Below are 16,943 nucleotides of genomic sequence, written 5' to 3' on the forward strand. Positions count from 1 at the left end.
CGGTCGGGACGCGTGATGGAACGGTGTGAGTGCCAGATCACGAAATGTGGACACTGAGTTACACGTCTAGTTACATGTTCCCATCCTGCCGGGCGCCGCAGTGACGGCCCTGCCTGGCCAAGACTTCATCCCAGTGGAGGAACCACGCAATGACCGACCGTTACCAGGGCTTCGCGAAGTCGTCGATCGGCAAGCTGCTCGTGAAGCAGCTCGGCCTGCCCAACCCCGTCGAGCTCGAGCGCTACACCGAGGGCGCTCCCCTGGTGAAGGGCACCGTGCTCGTCGGCGGTGGCGGGAAGCTGGCCGGCTCCCTCCCCGCCACCCTGCAGGGCCTCGGCATCGAGACGGCCACCTCGGTCGAGGAGGGCGCGAAGTTCAAGGGCCTCGTGTTCGACGCCACCGGCTTCGACTCCGAGGCCGACCTGGTCCAGCTCCAGCAGTTCTTCACGCCGGTCATGCGCAAGCTCGAGTCGTGCGCCCGCGTCGTCGTCATCGGCACCGACCCCTCCGAGGTGAAGGGTGGCGCTCGGATCGCGCAGCGCGCGCTCGAGGGCTTCACCCGTTCGCTCGGCAAGGAGATCGGCAAGGGCGCGACCGTCCAGCTGGTCTACGTGACCCCGGGTGCCGAGACCGCGATCGACTCCACCCTCGCGTTCTTCCTCTCCCCCAAGTGCGCCTACGTGTCGGGCCAGGTCGTCCGCGTGGGCACCAACGCCAAGAAGGCGGCCGTCAAGGTCGAGGTCGAGAAGCCGCTCGCCGGCAAGGTCGCCATCGTCACCGGCGCCTCGCGTGGCATCGGCGAGCAGATCGCCCGCGTCCTGCACCGTGACGGCGCCACCGTCCTCGGCATCGACATCCCCCAGGCAGCCTCCGACCTCGCCGCCGTCATGGGCGAGATCGACGGCGTCTCGCTGACCCTCGACATCACCCACGCCGACGCCCCGCAGCGCATCGCGCACTTCGTCAACGAGCAGTTCGGTGGCGTCGACGTCGTCGTCCACAACGCCGGCATCACGCGCGACAAGAAGCTCGCGAACATGGACGAGGCGCGCTGGCAGTCGGTCATCTCGGTCAACCTGACCGCTCCCGAGCGGATCACCCGCGAGCTCCTCACCCAGGGCGCGATCAAGAAGAACGGCCGGATCATCGGCGTCTCCTCCATCGCCGGCATCGCCGGCAACATGGGCCAGACCCAGTACGCCGCCTCCAAGGCCGGCGTCATCGGCTTCGTCGACTCGCTCGCCGACGAGCTCAAGGACGGCATCACCATCAACGCCGTGGCGCCCGGCTTCATCATCACCGCGATGACCGCCGCGATCCCCTTCGCCACCCGCGAGGTCGGCCAGCGCATGAACGCGATGCAGCAGGGTGGCCTCCCGATCGACGTCGCCGAGACCATCGCCTGGTACGCCTCCCCCGCCTCGACGGCCGTCAACGGCAACGTCGTCCGCGTGTGCGGCCTGATGATGCTGGGCGCCTGACATGGGCGAGACCCGAGTCGTCTCCGGCACCTCGGGGGCCGGCGCGATGCTGAAGGCCGTCCTCCCGACGGTCCCCGGCGTCAACCAGCTCCCGGGCGTGAAGAAGACGTCGAAGGAGCTCCCCGACCTCGTGCTCCGTCGCGAGGCCGTGGAGATCACGCGTGCCTCCGTCGCGCCGTACGCCGCCATCGCCGGCTTCCCGGCCAAGGACGTCGCCCCGCTGCCGTACGTGCACAACCTGGCGTTCCCGCTGCACATGGCGCTCCTGACCGACCAGACCTTCCCGTTCGCGGCGATGGGCCTGGTCCACCTGGAGAACTCGATCTCGCAGCTCCGCCCGATCGCGTTCGGCGAGAAGGTCGACGTCGATGTCCGGGCTGCCAACCTCCGGAAGTCCACCAAGGGCAAGGCGTTCGACATGCTGACGACGGTCCGCGTCGGCGGCGAGACCGTCTGGGAGGAGACGTCGACCTACCTCCGCGTGGGCGGTGGCGACAAGGAGAACGGCGACGCCGGCATGGCGTTGGCCGACGTGGACGCAACCGGTGCGATCTGGTCGCTCCCGACTGACCTCGGCCGCCGCTACGCCGCGGTCTCCGGTGACCACAACCCGATCCACCTCTATCCGCTCACCGCGAAGGCGCTCGGCTTCAAGGGTCACATCGCCCACGGCATGTGGACCCTGTCGAAGGCCGCGGCGACCCTCGAGGCGCGGATGCCCGACGCCGTGCGGCTCGACGTCGCCTTCAAGACGCCGATCTTCCTGCCGGGCAAGGTCCGCTTCGGCGCCGTTCCGGTCGACGGCGGTCTCGACTTCGCCGTGGCCAACCCGAAGACCGGCGCCCCTCACGTCCTGGGACGCACCCGGGCGCTCTGAGGTCGTCCCTCCACGCAACTGGTCTTGGGTGGCAGGTTTCCGTCAGGAAATCGGGCCACTCAAGACCAGTTGCGCATGTCGGGGCAGAGTCAGGCCTCGGGGTGGAGCCGGATCAGGCCCTCCTGGGCCGTGCTCGCGATGAGCCGGCCGTCCTGGGTGAAGAGCCGGCCGATCGCGAGTCCGCGGGCCTGGGACGCACTCGGCGAGACCTGGTCGTAGAGCAGCCACTCGTCCGCCCGGAACGGGCGGTGGAACCAGATGGTGTGGTCGAGCGAGGCCGCCTGCATCCGCGGCTCGGCGAAGTTGACGCCGTGGGTGACGAGCGCACTGCCGAGAAGGGTCACGTCGGTCAGGTAGGTGAGCGCGGCCTTGTGGATCATGGGGCCGTCGGGCAGCCGGCCGTCGACGCGGATCCAGAAGCGCTGACGGGCGGGGTGGTGCGGGTCGCCGTCGAGGAGGCCACCCGGACGTGAGTCGCCGGCCGCGCGCATGTCCAGGACCGACCACTCCTGCTCAAGCACCTTGACGTACTTCTCCGGGGCGCGCTTGCGCAGCAGGTCGAGGTTGGCCGGGCACTCCTCGGGCGAGGGCACCTCGGGCATGGCGTCCTGGTGCTCGAGACCCTCCTCCTCGATCTGGAAGCTCGCGGTCAGGTAGTAGATCGGGCGACCGTGCTGGCGCGCCTCCACCCGTCGCGTGGCGAACGACGAGCCGTCACGGATCCGCTCGACGTCATAGACGATCGGGACGTTCGGATCACCGGGGCGCAGGAAGTAGCTGTGCAGCGAGTGCATGGTCATGCCCTCAAGAGCCGTGCGCTCGGCCGCGACCATGGCCTGGCCGGCGACCTGTCCGCCGAAGACCCGCTGGAAGAACGTGATCGGCTGTCGGCCGCGGTAGAGGTTGGCATCGATCGTCTCGAGGTCGAGCAGGTCCACCAGCTCTTCGACCGAGGTCGGCATTCAGTTCTCTCCTTCAGGGGCCTCGGGGGCGGTCGTGTCGGGGCCGTCGAGGCCGGCGAGGAACCGCTCGAACTCGGCGCCGAGCTCCTCCCCCGTGGGCAGCGGCTGCTCGGTCGCGAGGAGGCTCTCGTCGCCCCCACGCTGGAATGCGTCGTACTGATGCTCCATGCCCGCGACCAGCTCGGCCACGTCGGGGTTCTCCTCGAGGTGCTCGGTCACCTCCGCCAGGCGCTGCTCGGCCGCGACCTTGAGCGCGTCGAGGTCGAAGGTCAGGCCCGTCGAGTCCTCGACACCGGTCAGCAGCGCCCGCGCGGCCTCCGGGTAGTCGCTTCCCTGGAGGTAGTGCGGCACGTGGGCGACCCAGCCGGTCATCGGGTGGTCGCTCTCCCCCAGTCGCACCTCGAGCAGCCCGTGCGCCGACGACGGGATCCGCAGCTCGCCCCGCCAGTGGTTGACGCGGCGCATGAGCTCGCGTCGGTTGGCGTGCTGGGTGACGGCGATCGGCCGGGTGTGGGGCACCGCCATCGGCACCGAGCCGAGGGAGATGACGAGGCTGACTCCGAAGTGGTCGACGACCTCGCGGACCGCGCCGACGAACGCCTCCCAGCGGTTGTCCGGCTCCGGCCCGGAGAGCAGCAGGAATGGACGGTCAGCCGCGTCACGCTGGAGACGGACGACGAGGCGGGGCGCGTCGTACGCCTCGTAGTGGTCCTCGACGAAGGAGATGGCAGGTCGGCGGGCGCGGTAGTCGTGGAAGGCGTCGACGTCGAACGTCGCGACCACCGGCCCGACTCCGCCACCCTCCAGGTGGTCGACGGCGAGGACCGTGCCGTTGCCGGCGTCGAGGAAGCCGTGGAGCGCCACGACGAGCACGGGCGCGTCCCCCAGGCCGTCGACGTCGTCGACGATGTGCACGAACCGATTGCCCGTCACGCGGCGCTCCTCAGGGGTAGTTTCTCGATGGTCTGAGCCTAGTGGGCAGCCCCACTTTCAGTACGCCTGCCCCGAACGTGTTACTGGCGGGTAGCATTCCCTGCGACATCCACGAACGATCGAGGAGATCCCTGTTGTCCCGACAGCTCCGCGACGTCGTCTTCGTTGACGGCGTTCGTACTCCGTTCGGCCGGTCCAAGGGCCAGTACGCCGAGACCCGAGCCGATGACCTGGTCATCAAGTGCATGCGCGAGCTCCTGCGCCGCAACCCCAGCCTCCCGCCCGAGCGCATCGACGAGGTCGCCATCGCCGCGACCACGCAGATCGGCGACCAGGGCCTGACCCTCGGTCGCACCGCCGGCATCCTGGCGGGTCTGCCGACGACGGTCCCCGGCTTCGCCATCGACCGCATGTGCGCCGGCGCGCTGACCGCCGTCACCACGACCGCCGGCGGCATCGCCTTCGGCTCGTACGACGTCGTCATCGCAGGCGGTGTCGAGCACATGGGCCGCCACCCCATGGGTGAGGGCGTCGACCCGAACCCCCGGATCATCTCCGAGAAGCTGGTCGACCCCGAGGCCCTGGCCATGGGCAACACCGCGGAGAACCTCCACGACCGCTACCCCGCGATCACCAAGGAGCGCGCCGACGCGTTCGCCGTCCGCTCCCAGCAGAAGGCCGCTGCGGCGTACGAGGCTGGCATCATCCAGCCGGACCTGGTCCCGATCGCGACCCGCTCCGCCGAGGACGGCTGGGGCCTGGCGACCACCGACGAGCCGATGCGCCCGCAGACGACCATGGAGTCGCTCGGCGCGCTGAAGACGCCGTTCCGCTCGCACGGCCGCGTCACCGCGGGCAACGCCGCGGGCATCAACGACGGCGCGACCGCCGCTCTCCTCGCGGCCGAGCCGGTCGCGAGGGAGCTCGGCCTCGAGCCGAAGATGCGCCTGGTCTCCTTCTCCTACGCCGGCATCGAGGCCGAGTTCATGGGCGCCGGGCCGATCCCGTCGACGGAGAAGGCGCTGGCCCAGGCCGGGCTGACCATCGACGACATCGACGCCTTCGAGATCAACGAGGCGTTCGCCGTCCAGGTCCTCTCGCTGCTCGACCACTACGGCATCGCTGACGACGACGCGCGCGTCAACCCGTTCGGCGGCGCGATCGCCTTCGGCCACCCGCTGGCCTCCTCCGGCGTGCGCCTGATGAACCAGCTCGCCGCGCAGTTCAAGCAGGACCCGGCCAAGCGCTACGGCATCACGACCATGTGCGTCGGCCTCGGCCAGGGCGCCACGGTCGTCTGGGAGAACGTCAACTGGAACGGCGAGAAGAAGGAGAACGCCAAGTGAGCGACGTCATCGCGCGCGCCCAGGAGCTCGTCACGGACTCCGAGGTCATCACCAAGGCCAAGCTCCGCAAGGTCACCCTCGCAGGTGGCGCGGGCGTCATGGGCCTGATCACCCTCGACAACGGCCTCGACCACACCAAGCCGAACACCTTCGGCCCGGGCTCGCTCCTCGAGCTCAACACGGCGATCGACGCCGCGCTCGCCGACGACGAGATCACCTCGATCGGCGTCACGGGCAAGCCGTTCATCCTCGCTGCGGGTGCCGACCTGACCGCCCTGCGGTCCGCCGGCTCCGCCGACGCGATCCGCACCATCGCCGAGCTCGGCCACTTCGTCTTCGGCAAGCTCGACTCGGCCGTCGGCGGCAAGAAGTCCTTCGGCTTCATCAACGGCCTCGCCCTCGGCGGTGGCCTCGAGGTCGCGCTCAACTGCGACTACCGCACGTCCATCGACTCCCTGCCCGCCGCGGGCCTGCCCGAGGTCATGCTCGGCCTGGTGCCCGGCTGGGGTGGCGCGTGGCTCGTCCCGAACCTCATCGGTGCCGCCGGCGCCGTGAAGATCGCGCTCGAGAACCCCCTCAACCAGGGCAAGGTCCTCAAGGGCACCGAGCTCTTCGAGGCCGGCCTGTCGGACGCGTCGTTCGGTGGTGCCGACTTCCTCGAGCAGTCGCTCGTGTGGGCCGGCAAGGTGCTCACCGGCGAGATCACCGTCGAGCGCCCCGAGGTCGACCGCGGCCAGGCCTGGGACGACGCCGTCGCCTGGGGCCGCGCCGTCGCCGCCGGCAAGACCGGTGGCAAGTCGGTCTCCGCGACCCGCCTGCTCGACCTGGTCGAGGCAGCCAAGAGCAACACCAAGGCCGAGGGCTTCGCGCTCGAGGACCAGGCGCTCGTCGACATGGCGCAGACCCCGGAGCTCGAGGCCTCGCTGTACTCCTTCGACCTGGTCCAGAAGCGCGCCAAGCGCCCGGCCGGTGCGCCCGACAAGGCACTGGCCCGCAAGGTCACCAAGGTCGGCATCATCGGCGCCGGCCTGATGGCCTCGCAGTTCGCGCTGCTCTTCGCCCGCCGCCTCAAGGTCCCGGTCGTGATGACCGACCTCGACCAGTCGCGCGCCGACAAGGGTGTCGCCTACGTCCACGGCGAGATCGACAAGCTGGCCGCCAAGGGCCGCGTGACGACCGACATGGCGAACCGGCTCAAGGCCCTCGTCACCGCTGAGGTCGACTACGAGAAGGCCTTCTCGGACGCCGACTTCATCATCGAGGCCGTCTTCGAGGAGATGGGCGTCAAGAAGACCGTCTTCGCGAACGCCGAGAAGGTGGCCCCGGCCGAGGCGGTCTTCGCGACCAACACCTCGTCGCTGTCGATCACCGAGATGGCAGCCGACCTCGAGCACCCCGAGCGGGTCGTGGGCTTCCACTTCTTCAACCCGGTCGCGATCATGCCGCTCGTCGAGATCATCACCGGCGAGAAGACCTCCCAGGAGGCGCTCGCGACGGCGTTCGCCACCTCGAAGGGCCTCGGCAAGACCTCGATCCTGGTCAAGGACTCGCCGTCGTTCATCGTCAACCGCCTGCTCGGCCGCTTCATGGGCACCGTCGCGCAGATCGTCGACGAGGGCACCCCGGTCAAGGACGGCGACGCCGCCTTCGCCGGCCTGACCCCGATGCCGCCGTTCGTGCTGCTCGGCCTGGTCGGCCCGGCGATCGCGCTGCACAACAACGAGACGCTGCACCGGGCCTTCCCGGACCGCATGTACGTCTCGCCGTCGCTGCAGCGGGTCGTCGAGGCGAAGCTCCCCGGCTTCTACGGTGCCGACGGCAGCGTCGCCCCCGAGGTCGAGGCGCTGCTGGAGAAGCCGGCCAACCCGGTCGTCAAGACCGTCGAGGAGACGCGCACCGCGGTCCTCGAGGCGATGGCCGACGAGATCAACCGGATGCTCGAGGAAGGTGTCGCCTCCGCTCCGGAGGACATCGACCTGGCGATGATCACGGGTGCCGGCTTCCAGTTCTGGAACGGTGGCATCACGAAGCTGCTCGACCGTGAGGGCATCTCCGAGAAGGTCACCGGCAAGAAGTTCCACGCCTGATCGAGCACCACTGCGCACTAACGTCATAGGACCTGGCTGCTCTAGCAGCCAGGTCCTATGACGTTGTGGGTGCGGACGCCAGTCAGACCGGGTCGTAACCGCCCACGCGCGCCACCGTGCCCACCCGGCTGTGGCGGTATCCGTAGACCGCGTAGACGACCGCGCCGATGAGCATCCAGATGCCGAAGCGGAGCCAGGTCTCGCCGCTCAGGTTGAGCATCAGGTAGACGCACACCAGCGACGCGACCACCGGCAGCACAGGCGAGAACGGCACGCGGAAGCCGCGCTCGAGGTCCGGACGCGTCCGGCGCAGCACCGGCACTGCGAGCGAGACCAGCGCGAACGCCGCCAGCGTGCCGATGTTGACCATCTCCTCCAGCTTGCCGATCGGCGTGAGCGAGGCGACCACCGCGACGAGCAGCGTGATGCCGGCGCTGATGACCAGCGGCGTGCCGGTGCGGCCGTTGACCTTCGCCAGCCCCTCGGGCAGCAGCCCGTCACGCGCCATCGCGAAGACGACGCGGACCGCGCCGATCATGAGGGTCATCACCACGGTCGTCAGGCCGGCGACGGCACCCGCCGAGATGAGCGTGGCGTAGCCGTCCTTGCCGTGCGTGATGAAGGCCTTCGCGAGCGCTGCGTCGGGGTCGATCTGGTCGTAGCGGACCATGCCGGTGATCACGAGCGCGACGGCGACGTAGAGGACTGTGCAGATCGCCAGCGAGCCGAGGATGCCGATCGGCAGGTCGCGCTGCGGCCGACGCGCCTCCTCGGCGGTCGTCGCGACGACGTCGAAGCCGATGTAGGCGAAGAAGACGACCGACGCGGCCGACACGATGCCGAGCACGCCGTACACCTGCGGCTCGATGCCGAAGAGGCTCTGGACGAGCGGAGTGTGCAGCCAGCCGCCCTGGGCACCAGCGGTGCCCGCGGCCTCCGGGACGAAGGGCGCGTAGTTGCCGCCGTCGATGAAACCGATGCCCGCGACGATCACGAATAGCACGATGAAGAGCTTCACCGCCACCAGCACCAGGTTGACCCGCATGCTCTCCTTGATGCCGTAGCAGACCAGCGCACCGAGCAGCGCGACCAGCACGAACGCCGCGAGGTTGAACGTGCCGTCGGGGCCGAGGCCCGCGGGCCAGGTGACGCCCAGCTGGTCCAGGAAGGTCACGAAGTAGGTGCTCCACCCCTGGGCGACCACGCTCGCACCGAGCAGGCACTCCAGGAGCAGGTCCCAGCCGATGATCCAGGCGACCAGCTCGCCGAGCGTCGCGTAGGAGAACGTGTACGCCGACCCGGCGACCGGCACCGTCGAGGCGAACTCCGCGTAGCAGAGGGCGGCCAGCGCACAGCAGAACGCTGCGATGAGGAAGGAGATCACGACACCCGGCCCCGCGTAGTCGCGGGCGACCCGGCCGGTGAGGGTGAAGATGCCGGCACCGATGACCACACCCACACCGAAGACCGTGAGGTCGAGGGCGGTCAGGTCCTTGCGGAGCCGGTGTTCGGGTTCGGCGGTCTCGGCGAGGGACTCCTCGACCGACTTGGTGCGCAGTACGTTCATGCCCGAAACGCTAGCGGACGCGGGTCAGCCGAAGTTCCTCACGATCTGGCGCCCCGCTTCAGCGGCGAGCTCGGAGCCGGTCATCCCGACGACGCGTTGCAGCACCTCGTCCTGCCCGCTCTCGGTGGTGCCGTCGCCCGCCCCCATCTCGGCCAGGAGCGCCCACAGCCGGTCCTCGCCGAAGCGGTCGGCGACGACCTCGCAGGCCCACCACGAGATGCCGTAGTTGGCGGAGGTGTGCTCGGCGTTGAAGTCGGCATCGCCCGGCAGCGCGGTCAGGCCACCCTGTGCCATCTCCACCGCGTCACGCGCGATGACCCGCTCTTCGCGCGGGACGTCGCGGACGGAGACCCACTCCGCGATGCCCTCCGCGAGCCAGATCGGGACCCGGTCGTCACGCTCGGCGATCGCCACGTGGGTCAGCTCGTGACGGATCAGCCGGTCTCGCCGGGGCTCGTCGCGACCGAGCATGCGCGGATGCAGCATGAACCGGACCGAGGCGAGCGCGGGGTTGCTGCCCCCGGCCGGCACGCTGAACGCGACCCCCTCGAGCCGCTCCGGGTCGCCGCCCGGCAGCTCGTCGAGCGAGGCCATCTGCGCGACGTCGCTGAGCGCGTAGACGACGACGTGGTGGGACCACTCGACGGGGATGCGCGGTGCGATGTCAGCCAGGCCGCGTCGGACCGCGCGCATCACCTGGTGGGCGTCGTCGATGCTGCGCGTGTCGAAGATGCCGAGCACGCCACCCTCGTGCTCTGCCTCGATGCGGGTGCGCTCCCACGGCTGCAGGTCGACGTCGTGCGCGCCGTCGTACGTCGCATCGTGGTCGGAGGCCAGCTCCCACTCGCCGTCCACCCGGGCGAAGGTGAAGAGCGCCGGCGTGCGCACCGGCACCGCGTCGTACCCCTCGAGCTGCATGATCACGGTGACCTCGGCCTGCGCGCGGCCGTCAGGGAGCTGCGTGACGCCGTGCGCCTCGAGGTCGTACGCCGCGAGCGGCAGCTCCTGGAGGTTGGCGAAGAGCCGCTGTTGGCGTTTCCGGAACGGCGACGGCCGTGGGTCGACGGAGTCCATGAACGCCGGCTGGTCGTGGAGCATGACCGCCTTCGCGCGGCCGGCGAGAAGCGAGGTGAGCGCCGCGTCGGCCGACGGGCTGTCGGGCGACGGCTCCGGTGCGCTGGTGGTCGGCGAGGTGCACCCCGCGAGCAGCAGGGTGCCGAGCACCAAGGTCGCCAGCGGCCGGCGCGGGCCGCGTCGCGGGTCAGCCGACGCGCTGGGCATCGACAGCAGCTGCGATCGCCTCGGTGAGGCGCTCCGGGCTCAGGCCGACCCGCTCCAGGATCACGGCACGCTTGGCGTGGTCGAGGAACTCCTGCGGGATGCCGTGGAGCTGGACCGGCGTGCGGACGCCGGCGGCGGTGAGCGTCTGCAGCAGCGCGGCGCCGACACCGCCGATGACGCCGTTGTCCTCGATGCTCACCACCAGCTGGTGCGTGCGAGCGAGTTCCACGAGTGCAGGGTCGACCGGCTTGACCCAGCGCGGGTCGACGACGGTGACGCCGATGCCGCGCGCCTCGAGGAGCGCCGCGGTCTCGAGTGCCGGCGCGGCCATCGCGCCGACGGCGACGATCAGGACGTCGGAGGCCGCTCCGCGCGCGAGCACGTCGACACCGCCGACGCGGTCGACGGCCGGCAGGTCGAGCGGCGGCGGGCCCTTGGGAAAGCGGACCACGGTCGGGGCGTCCTCGACCGCGACCGCTTCGCGGAGCAGCTCGCGCAGGCGGGCGCCGTCGCGCGGCGCGGCGATCGCCAGCCCCGGGACGACCTGGAGGATCGACATGTCCCACATGCCGTTGTGGCTCGCGCCGTCGTCACCGGTGACGCCCGAACGGTCCAGCACGAAGGTGACCCCGCAGCGGTGCAGCGCGACGTCCATGAGGACCTGGTCGAAGGCGCGGTTGAGGAAGGTCGCGTAGACCGCCACCACCGGGTGGACCCCACCCATCGCCAGGCCGGCGGCGGACGTCGCCGCGTGCTGCTCGGCGATGCCGACGTCGAAGGTGCGCTCGGGGAACCGCGCGGCGAAGCGGTCGAGGCCCACCGGGTGCATCATCGCCGCCGTGATCGCGGCGATGTCGCTGCGCTCCTCCCCCAGCTTCACCATCTCGTCGGCGAAGACGTCGGTCCAGATCGCAGCCTTCGGCTGCTCCTCACCGGTCGCGACGTCGAACGGACCGGGCGCGTGGAACTGGTCGGCCTCGTGCTGCTCGGCTGCGACGTAGCCGTTGCCCTTGCGGGTCAAGGCATGCACGATCACCGGGCCGTTGAAGCGCTTGGCCAGCGCGAGGGCCTGCTCGAGTGCCTCGCGGTCGTGGCCGTCGATCGGGCCGACGTACTTCAAGCCGAGGTCCTCGAAGAGGCCCTGCGGGGCGATGGCGTCCTTGACGCCCTTCTTCATCGCGTGCAGGGCGTCGTAGGCGAGCGGACCGACACCGGGGATCGCGTTGAGGCGGCGCTTGACCACGTCGAGCGCCTGCTCGTAGCGCGGGTCCGTCCGCAGGCTGGTGAGTGCGGTCGCGAGGCCGCCGATCGTCGGCGTGTAGGACCGCTCGTTGTCGTTGACGACGATGACCAGCCGGCTGTCGTGGGAGATCGCGATGTTGTTGAGCGCCTCCCAGGCCATGCCGCCGGTGAGCGCGCCGTCACCGATCACGGCGACCACGTGGCGGTCCTCCCCACGCAGGGCGTAGGCCTTGGCCAGCCCGTCGGCGTAGCTGAGGCTGGTCGACGCGTGGGAGTTCTCCACCACGTCGTGCTCGGACTCGGCACGGCTCGGGTAGCCGGAGAGGCCGCCCTCCTGCCGGAGCGTGTCGAAGAGGCCCGCGCGGCCGGTCAGCAGCTTGTGAACGTAGGACTGGTGGCCGGTGTCGAGGACGACCCGGTCATGCGGCGAGTCGAAGACCCGGTGGATCGCCAGCGTCAGCTCGACCACGCCGAGGTTGGGGCCCAGGTGCCCACCCGTGCGCGAGCAGGTCTGCACGAGCGTCTCGCGGATCTCCGCAGCCAGCTCGTCGAGCTGCGCGGCGGTCAGGCCGTCGAGGTCACGAGGGGTCGAGATCGACTCCAGGTAGCCCATTGATCTCCTCCGGCCTCGCTGTGGATGAATGGGAAGTCTAGCCGTGCGGATGCCCGGCCAGCGCGCTGTGGCTCGCCGAGCCGACGAACCCGGGCAGCAGCGCCGCGGCACCCAGCGTCAGGTCGAGTGCGAGCACGGCCTCGCCTGCCACGAAGACCATCTGCCGTCCCTCCCCGCAGACGACGTCGGCATCGGTGGCCGCGGTGGCCCCGGCGTACAGGTGGACGGCGTCGAGCCGCCCCGGACGGTGCTGGACGAGCGCGACGCCGATCTCCTCCAGCGGCCCGTCCGGCGTCAGGCCGGTCTCCTCGAGCAGCTCCCGGTACGCCGCTGCGAGGGGCTCCTCCCCCGGCTCCACGTGGCCTCCGGGCAGGCCCCACTTCTCGGGGTCGATCTCGGGGTGCTCGTCGCGCTCCTGCATGAGGATCCAGCCACGCGGATCGACGAGCGCAACGCTGGCGAAGACACGGTCGACGGCCCGGTTGGCGGCACACCCGGCGGTCATCGGCCGCCCGCCAGCGCGGCGTACGTGGTCGAGGCGAGGAAGGCGGGGACGAAGTGGCGTGCGGACTCCCACAGGTCGAGCCCCTGCACCGTCGCCGGATCGACGAACACCATCTGCCGACCCTCGTGGCAGACGACCTCGGCGTCGGTCAGCGCCGCCCGGCCGGCCCACAGCTGGTAGTGCGCAACGCGGTCTTCCTCGGCGTAGCGGAAGACCTCGTCGCGCCAGAGCCGGAGCGACCCCGCCGGTAGCACGACGCCGGTCTCCTCGGCGAGCTCGCGGTAGGCGGCGTCCTCATGGCTCTCACCCAGCTCGACATGGCCACCCGGCGGCCCCCACTGGTCGGGGCAGCGCGGGGCGAGCTCATCGCGCTCCTGCAGGAGCAGCTCACCGGCCGTATTGACGAGCAGGACGTTGACAGTGCGGTGCACGGCTCAGGCCGCCGTGCCCGCCGAGGTGGCGTAGCGGACCACGCCACCCGCGCAGCTCGCCATCGGCTCCGGAGCGGTGTGACCGTCGGCGTACTCCTCCAGGAAGGCGTCCAGGCCCTCGTCGTCGGCACCGGTGAGGACGAGCTGGCGGCCCCAGACAGTCGCGACGACCGGACCGGGGAGCCCGTCGTACGGCGAGAGGATGCCCTCGGCGGGAAGCTTGCGGGCCAGGTCGGCGACGTCGTCCTCGTCGAGGCCCGGCTCGTAGGTGATCCAGACCGTGCCGTGCTCGAGGGCATGGACGGCGAGGCCCTCGTCGACCGGGCGGTCGTAGACGCCGCAGGCGAGCCACTGGGGCGCGTGCTCACCGCCGGCCGGCGGTGAGGTCTCCCAGTGGGGCTCCAGGACGTGGTCGCGGCTGGTGATCGTGTAGGCGCGGACGTCGTTGACCGATGTCTCCTCGTCGGGCACCGCGATCGCGGCACCGAGCCCACCGACTGCCAGCACCCCCGCGAGGCCGACTGCCACCCAGGGCGCGCGGCTCACGCGGAGCCCTCGGCGTTCGCGTCGCTCCCGGGGGTCTCCGGCGTCTGCGGGTTCTCCGGGCCCAGCAGGGCCTCGATGCGCTCCACCTTCGCCGCGAGCTGACCGTCCCAGCCGGGCCGGACGTCAGCCTTCAGCACCAGGCTGACCCGCGGGCTGACAGCCGCCACCGCCTCGACGGCGCGCTTCACGACGTCCATGCAGGCGTCCCAGTCACCTTCGATGTTGGTGAACATGGCGTTGGTCTCGTGCGGCAGCCCGGACTCGCGGACGACGCGGACGGCAGCGGCGACCGCCTCGCTGACACCGCCGGTCTCGTCACCCGTGCTGGGGCTGATGCTGAACGCCACGATCATGCGTCCAGTCTCCCACCCGGGCGCGGCACCTGCTCGGCCAGGTGCGCAGGGGCCTGCACGCAGTAGGAGTCGGTGAGCAGCTCGGCGATCTCGTCCCAGTCGGTGTCATCGTCGAGCGCGAGGCCGACGACGTTCGCTCCCCAGCTCGCCTTGAAGTACGGCGGCCCGAGGTGCTGCAGCGCCATCACCTCGTCGGGCTCCGCACGTACGACGAGGCGGATCAGCTGGTCCTCGCCCCCGAAGACGTGGGCGACGGTCGCTGCTCCGACCTTCCAGCTGGTGCCGGTCCAGGCCCGGGCCTGCCTGCACTGCGGGAGCCTGCTGAGCGTCGCGTCGATGCGGTCGACCCACTCCGGTGGCGGGTCCGGTCGCTCGGCCACGTCAGCCCTCGAGGAGGCTGAGCCGGACCTCGCGGTCGGGGTTGTCGACGTTGAGATCGACCAGGCAGATGCTCTGCCACGTGCCGAGCGCGAGCTGGCCCTGGATGACCGGGATGGTGGCGTACGGCGGCACGAAGGCCGGCATCACGTGGTCGCGACCGTGCCCCCTGCTGCCGTGCCGGTGGCGCCACCGGTCGTCCTTGGGGAGGAGGTCAGCGAGCGCGTGGAGCAGGTCGTCGTCGGAGCCCGCACCGGTCTCGAGGATCGCCACCCCCGCCGTGGCGTGCGGGACGAAGACGTGGAGGAGGCCATCGGCTGCTGCTGCGACGAAGTCGGCGCACCTGGCGGTGAGGTCGAGCACGACCTCCTGCCGGCCGGTGTGGACCTGGATCACCTCGGAGCGCATGGCGTCAGGCTAGTGCGGGGCTCCGACACCCGGCACGAGGTCGCTCACCCTCAGGCGAGCGAGCGCGTCACGGCACTGCGACTTGACCGTGCCGACCGAGATGCCGAGCGCCTCTGCCGTCTGCCGCTCGGTCATGTCCTCGTAGTAGCGCAGCACGATGACCGCCCGCTGCCGCGGCGCGAGGGTTGCAAGAGCGGAGCGGAGCGCCTCGCGCCCGGCCACGTCGACGTCGGGCTGGTGCTGCTCCGGGAGCTCCGCGGAAGCGATCTCGCGCCAGCGCCGACGGCGCCAGCGGTTGACGCTCTCCCGGGCAAGGATTGCGCGGACGTAGGGCTCGGGGTCGTCAGCGATCCGCCCCCACTTGGGCACGGCCTTGATCAGGGCTGTCTGCACGAGATCGTCGGCGTCCTCTCCGTTGCCGGTGAGCAGGTACGCCGTGCGCACCAGCGCCGGGCGCCGCGCTCCGACGTACGCGGTGAACTGCTCCTCAACGGACGACACGGGAACGCCTCCACAGCAGGAGGGAACCGAGCCCGCTGGCCAGGACGATCACGAGGCCGACGCCGAGGACGACGCGCGGATTCAGCGGTGCATCGGGGGCCGGGGCGTCCCACGTGGGCCAGGTCCACGCGTCGGCTGCGAAAAGGTGATTGCCACTTCCAGTTGCCCGGGCAGGCTCGATGAACTCGTCGACGGCACCGGTCTCGACGTCCAGCACCACGTACTCCCAGCGCTCGTGATCGGTGTTCCGGTCCGCCACCCTGGTGACGACGAGGTGCTCCTCGTCGCGCCACGCCACCGGCGTGAGGCCCGTCGAGCGAGGAACCTGGTCCAACCTCACAGCCGGGCAGACCTTGCAGACGGCACCGGACTGCAGCCGGGCCGCCTCCGCCTCCGATGCCGGGCCGACGAGCACGGGTGCCGGCTCGTTGCTGTAGCTCGATGGGTCTCCGTCTGGATCATGGCGTCCGGCGAGCATCGTTCCGCCGGGGCTCAGCAGGAGCTCGCCCTCCCATCCGCGCGCGACCTTGACGGTCCGCTCGGTGCGGCCGCGCGCATCCAGGATCGTCACGCCGGACCGGCCCGAGAGCACGGCTCGGGAGCCCGTGGTCGTGGCCATCTCCCCCGGCAGGACGACACCGCCCGGGAGTCGCTCCATGCGGTCGGTCTCGGGGTCCCACGACATCGTGCGTCCGTTGACGCCCGAGCTCGGGTCCCCCTCCACCCGCTCGAACCACGAGACCCAGACCTTGTCACCGACCCATGCCGGGCGCTCGCCACCGATCCCATGAGGCGAGTCGATGGCGCGGCGCACGACATCGCCGGTCACGGTGTCGTAGACCGCGATTCCGTCGGCCTCGATGGCGAACTCGTCGGCGGAATGCCCACCCCCGCCGTACCAGTAGGCCAGCTTCCGGCCATCTGCGGAGAGCGCGATGGTGTCGCCCCATGCCCCACCAGTCGTGCTCAGACCCGGCAGCGAAAGGAAGCGATACTGCCCCGTCACCGCGGAGACACCGACGTACGCCGTCTCGCCTCCGACCAGGTCACGCTCCACGCCACCCGTGATCACGAGCGCGAGCGGGCCGATCGGCCCCTCCTCTGCTGTCGTCGGGAGCCACGCGGAAGGCACGTGCAGCCGGTCGGGCACACGCAACGTGTCACCTTGGACCGCAGGCACGGGGGTGGTCACCAACCCGGTCCCCGGAAGTGCCAGCCCGGTCGCACCGATGCCGGCGAGCACCGCGCAGGCGGCGAGCCCTGCCGCCGCCGTACGCCGGCGCTGCCGCCGCTTGCCCGCGCGCCACAACACAGCGGGATCAGCGGGCCCCGGTGACGCCACATCACCGGCCAGGTCGGCCAGGCGCTGGTGCAGCTGCTCGGTCATCGCTCCTCCTCGGGATGAAGTCTCACCTGTACTCACGCCACGAGC

17 protein-coding genes are annotated in these 16,943 nt (G+C 70.6%); 4 read left to right on the plus strand and 13 right to left on the minus strand.

Going from position 1 to position 16,943, the window contains the following annotated elements; genetic code table 11:
• Positions 1 to 149 precede the first annotated feature (149 nt).
• Complete coding sequence (locus VLF38_RS16565; RefSeq protein WP_325272340.1) at positions 150 to 1,481, plus strand: 3-oxoacyl-ACP reductase; 1,332 nt, start codon at positions 150 to 152, stop codon at positions 1,479 to 1,481.
• A gap of 1 nt (position 1,482) precedes the next feature.
• Complete coding sequence (locus VLF38_RS16570; protein WP_325272341.1) at positions 1,483 to 2,358, plus strand: MaoC family dehydratase; 876 nt, start codon at positions 1,483 to 1,485, stop codon at positions 2,356 to 2,358.
• Between the two features lie 89 nt (positions 2,359 to 2,447).
• Here VLF38_RS16570 and tesB read toward each other — a convergent pair whose 3' ends face one another.
• The gene (gene tesB / locus VLF38_RS16575) at positions 2,448 to 3,320 is read right to left on the minus strand and encodes an acyl-CoA thioesterase II (protein WP_325272342.1); all 873 of its coding nucleotides are present in this window, start codon (positions 3,318 to 3,320) and stop codon (positions 2,448 to 2,450) included.
• Entirely contained in the window at positions 3,321 to 4,253 is a 933-nt protein-coding gene (locus tag VLF38_RS16580; RefSeq protein WP_325272343.1) for a PAC2 family protein, read from the minus strand.
• A 134-nt stretch (positions 4,254 to 4,387) separates the two neighbouring features.
• Between VLF38_RS16580 and VLF38_RS16585 the strand changes: the two genes are divergently transcribed.
• Both VLF38_RS16585 and VLF38_RS16590 read left to right on the plus strand, forming a co-directional pair.
• A complete protein-coding gene (locus VLF38_RS16585; RefSeq protein ID WP_325272344.1) occupies positions 4,388 to 5,599 on the plus strand; it encodes a thiolase family protein in 1,212 nt (403 codons plus the stop codon).
• On the plus strand, positions 5,596 to 7,686 hold the full coding sequence (locus VLF38_RS16590) for a 3-hydroxyacyl-CoA dehydrogenase NAD-binding domain-containing protein (RefSeq protein WP_325272345.1): 2,091 nt from the start codon (positions 5,596 to 5,598) through the stop codon (positions 7,684 to 7,686). The genes VLF38_RS16585 and VLF38_RS16590 overlap by 4 nt, the downstream gene beginning before the upstream one ends.
• Positions 7,687 to 7,768: 82 nt before the next feature.
• Here the strand turns inward: VLF38_RS16590 and VLF38_RS16595 are convergent, their stop codons facing one another.
• From VLF38_RS16595 to VLF38_RS16645, 11 genes are read right to left on the minus strand one after another with little or no spacing between them, the layout of a single operon-like run.
• Positions 7,769 to 9,253 carry an amino acid permease gene (locus VLF38_RS16595; protein WP_325272346.1) on the minus strand — a complete coding sequence of 495 codons (1,485 nt, stop codon included), beginning with the start codon at positions 9,251 to 9,253 and terminating at the stop codon, positions 7,769 to 7,771.
• A 24-nt stretch (positions 9,254 to 9,277) separates the two neighbouring features.
• Complete coding sequence (locus VLF38_RS16600) at positions 9,278 to 10,534, minus strand: hypothetical protein (RefSeq protein ID WP_325272347.1); 1,257 nt, start codon at positions 10,532 to 10,534, stop codon at positions 9,278 to 9,280.
• A complete protein-coding gene (dxs, locus tag VLF38_RS16605; RefSeq protein ID WP_325272348.1) occupies positions 10,515 to 12,389 on the minus strand; it encodes a 1-deoxy-D-xylulose-5-phosphate synthase in 1,875 nt (624 codons plus the stop codon). Before dxs ends, VLF38_RS16600 begins: the two co-directional genes overlap by 20 nt.
• A 37-nt stretch (positions 12,390 to 12,426) precedes the next feature.
• Entirely contained in the window at positions 12,427 to 12,894 is a 468-nt protein-coding gene (locus tag VLF38_RS16610) for an NUDIX domain-containing protein (protein WP_325272349.1), read from the minus strand.
• Positions 12,891 to 13,325, minus strand: a complete 435-nt coding sequence (locus VLF38_RS16615) for an NUDIX hydrolase (protein ID WP_325272350.1) — start codon at positions 13,323 to 13,325, stop codon at positions 12,891 to 12,893. The genes VLF38_RS16610 and VLF38_RS16615 overlap by 4 nt, the downstream gene beginning before the upstream one ends.
• Positions 13,326 to 13,328: 3 nt before the next feature.
• On the minus strand, positions 13,329 to 13,871 hold the full coding sequence (locus tag VLF38_RS16620; RefSeq protein ID WP_325272351.1) for a DUF3105 domain-containing protein: 543 nt from the start codon (positions 13,869 to 13,871) through the stop codon (positions 13,329 to 13,331).
• Positions 13,868 to 14,224, minus strand: a complete 357-nt coding sequence (locus tag VLF38_RS16625) for a thiamine-binding protein (RefSeq protein ID WP_325272352.1) — start codon at positions 14,222 to 14,224, stop codon at positions 13,868 to 13,870. The genes VLF38_RS16620 and VLF38_RS16625 overlap by 4 nt, the downstream gene beginning before the upstream one ends.
• A complete protein-coding gene (locus tag VLF38_RS16630) occupies positions 14,221 to 14,604 on the minus strand; it encodes an MmcQ/YjbR family DNA-binding protein (protein ID WP_325272353.1) in 384 nt (127 codons plus the stop codon). Before VLF38_RS16630 ends, VLF38_RS16625 begins: the two co-directional genes overlap by 4 nt.
• A 1-nt stretch (position 14,605) precedes the next feature.
• Complete coding sequence (locus VLF38_RS16635) at positions 14,606 to 15,010, minus strand: secondary thiamine-phosphate synthase enzyme YjbQ (protein ID WP_325272354.1); 405 nt, start codon at positions 15,008 to 15,010, stop codon at positions 14,606 to 14,608.
• Between the two features lie 9 nt (positions 15,011 to 15,019).
• Positions 15,020 to 15,511, minus strand: a complete 492-nt coding sequence (locus VLF38_RS16640) for a SigE family RNA polymerase sigma factor (protein ID WP_325272355.1) — start codon at positions 15,509 to 15,511, stop codon at positions 15,020 to 15,022.
• Positions 15,498 to 16,898 (minus strand): hypothetical protein, encoded by a 1,401-nt coding sequence (locus VLF38_RS16645; RefSeq protein WP_325272356.1) that lies wholly within the window; start codon positions 16,896 to 16,898, stop codon positions 15,498 to 15,500. The genes VLF38_RS16640 and VLF38_RS16645 overlap by 14 nt, the downstream gene beginning before the upstream one ends.
• Positions 16,899 to 16,943: the final 45 nt, after the last annotated feature.

Origin of the sequence: Nocardioides sp., assembly GCF_035481145.1 — a bacterium.
In the GTDB taxonomy this organism is placed as follows: domain Bacteria; phylum Actinomycetota; class Actinomycetes; order Propionibacteriales; family Nocardioidaceae; genus Nocardioides.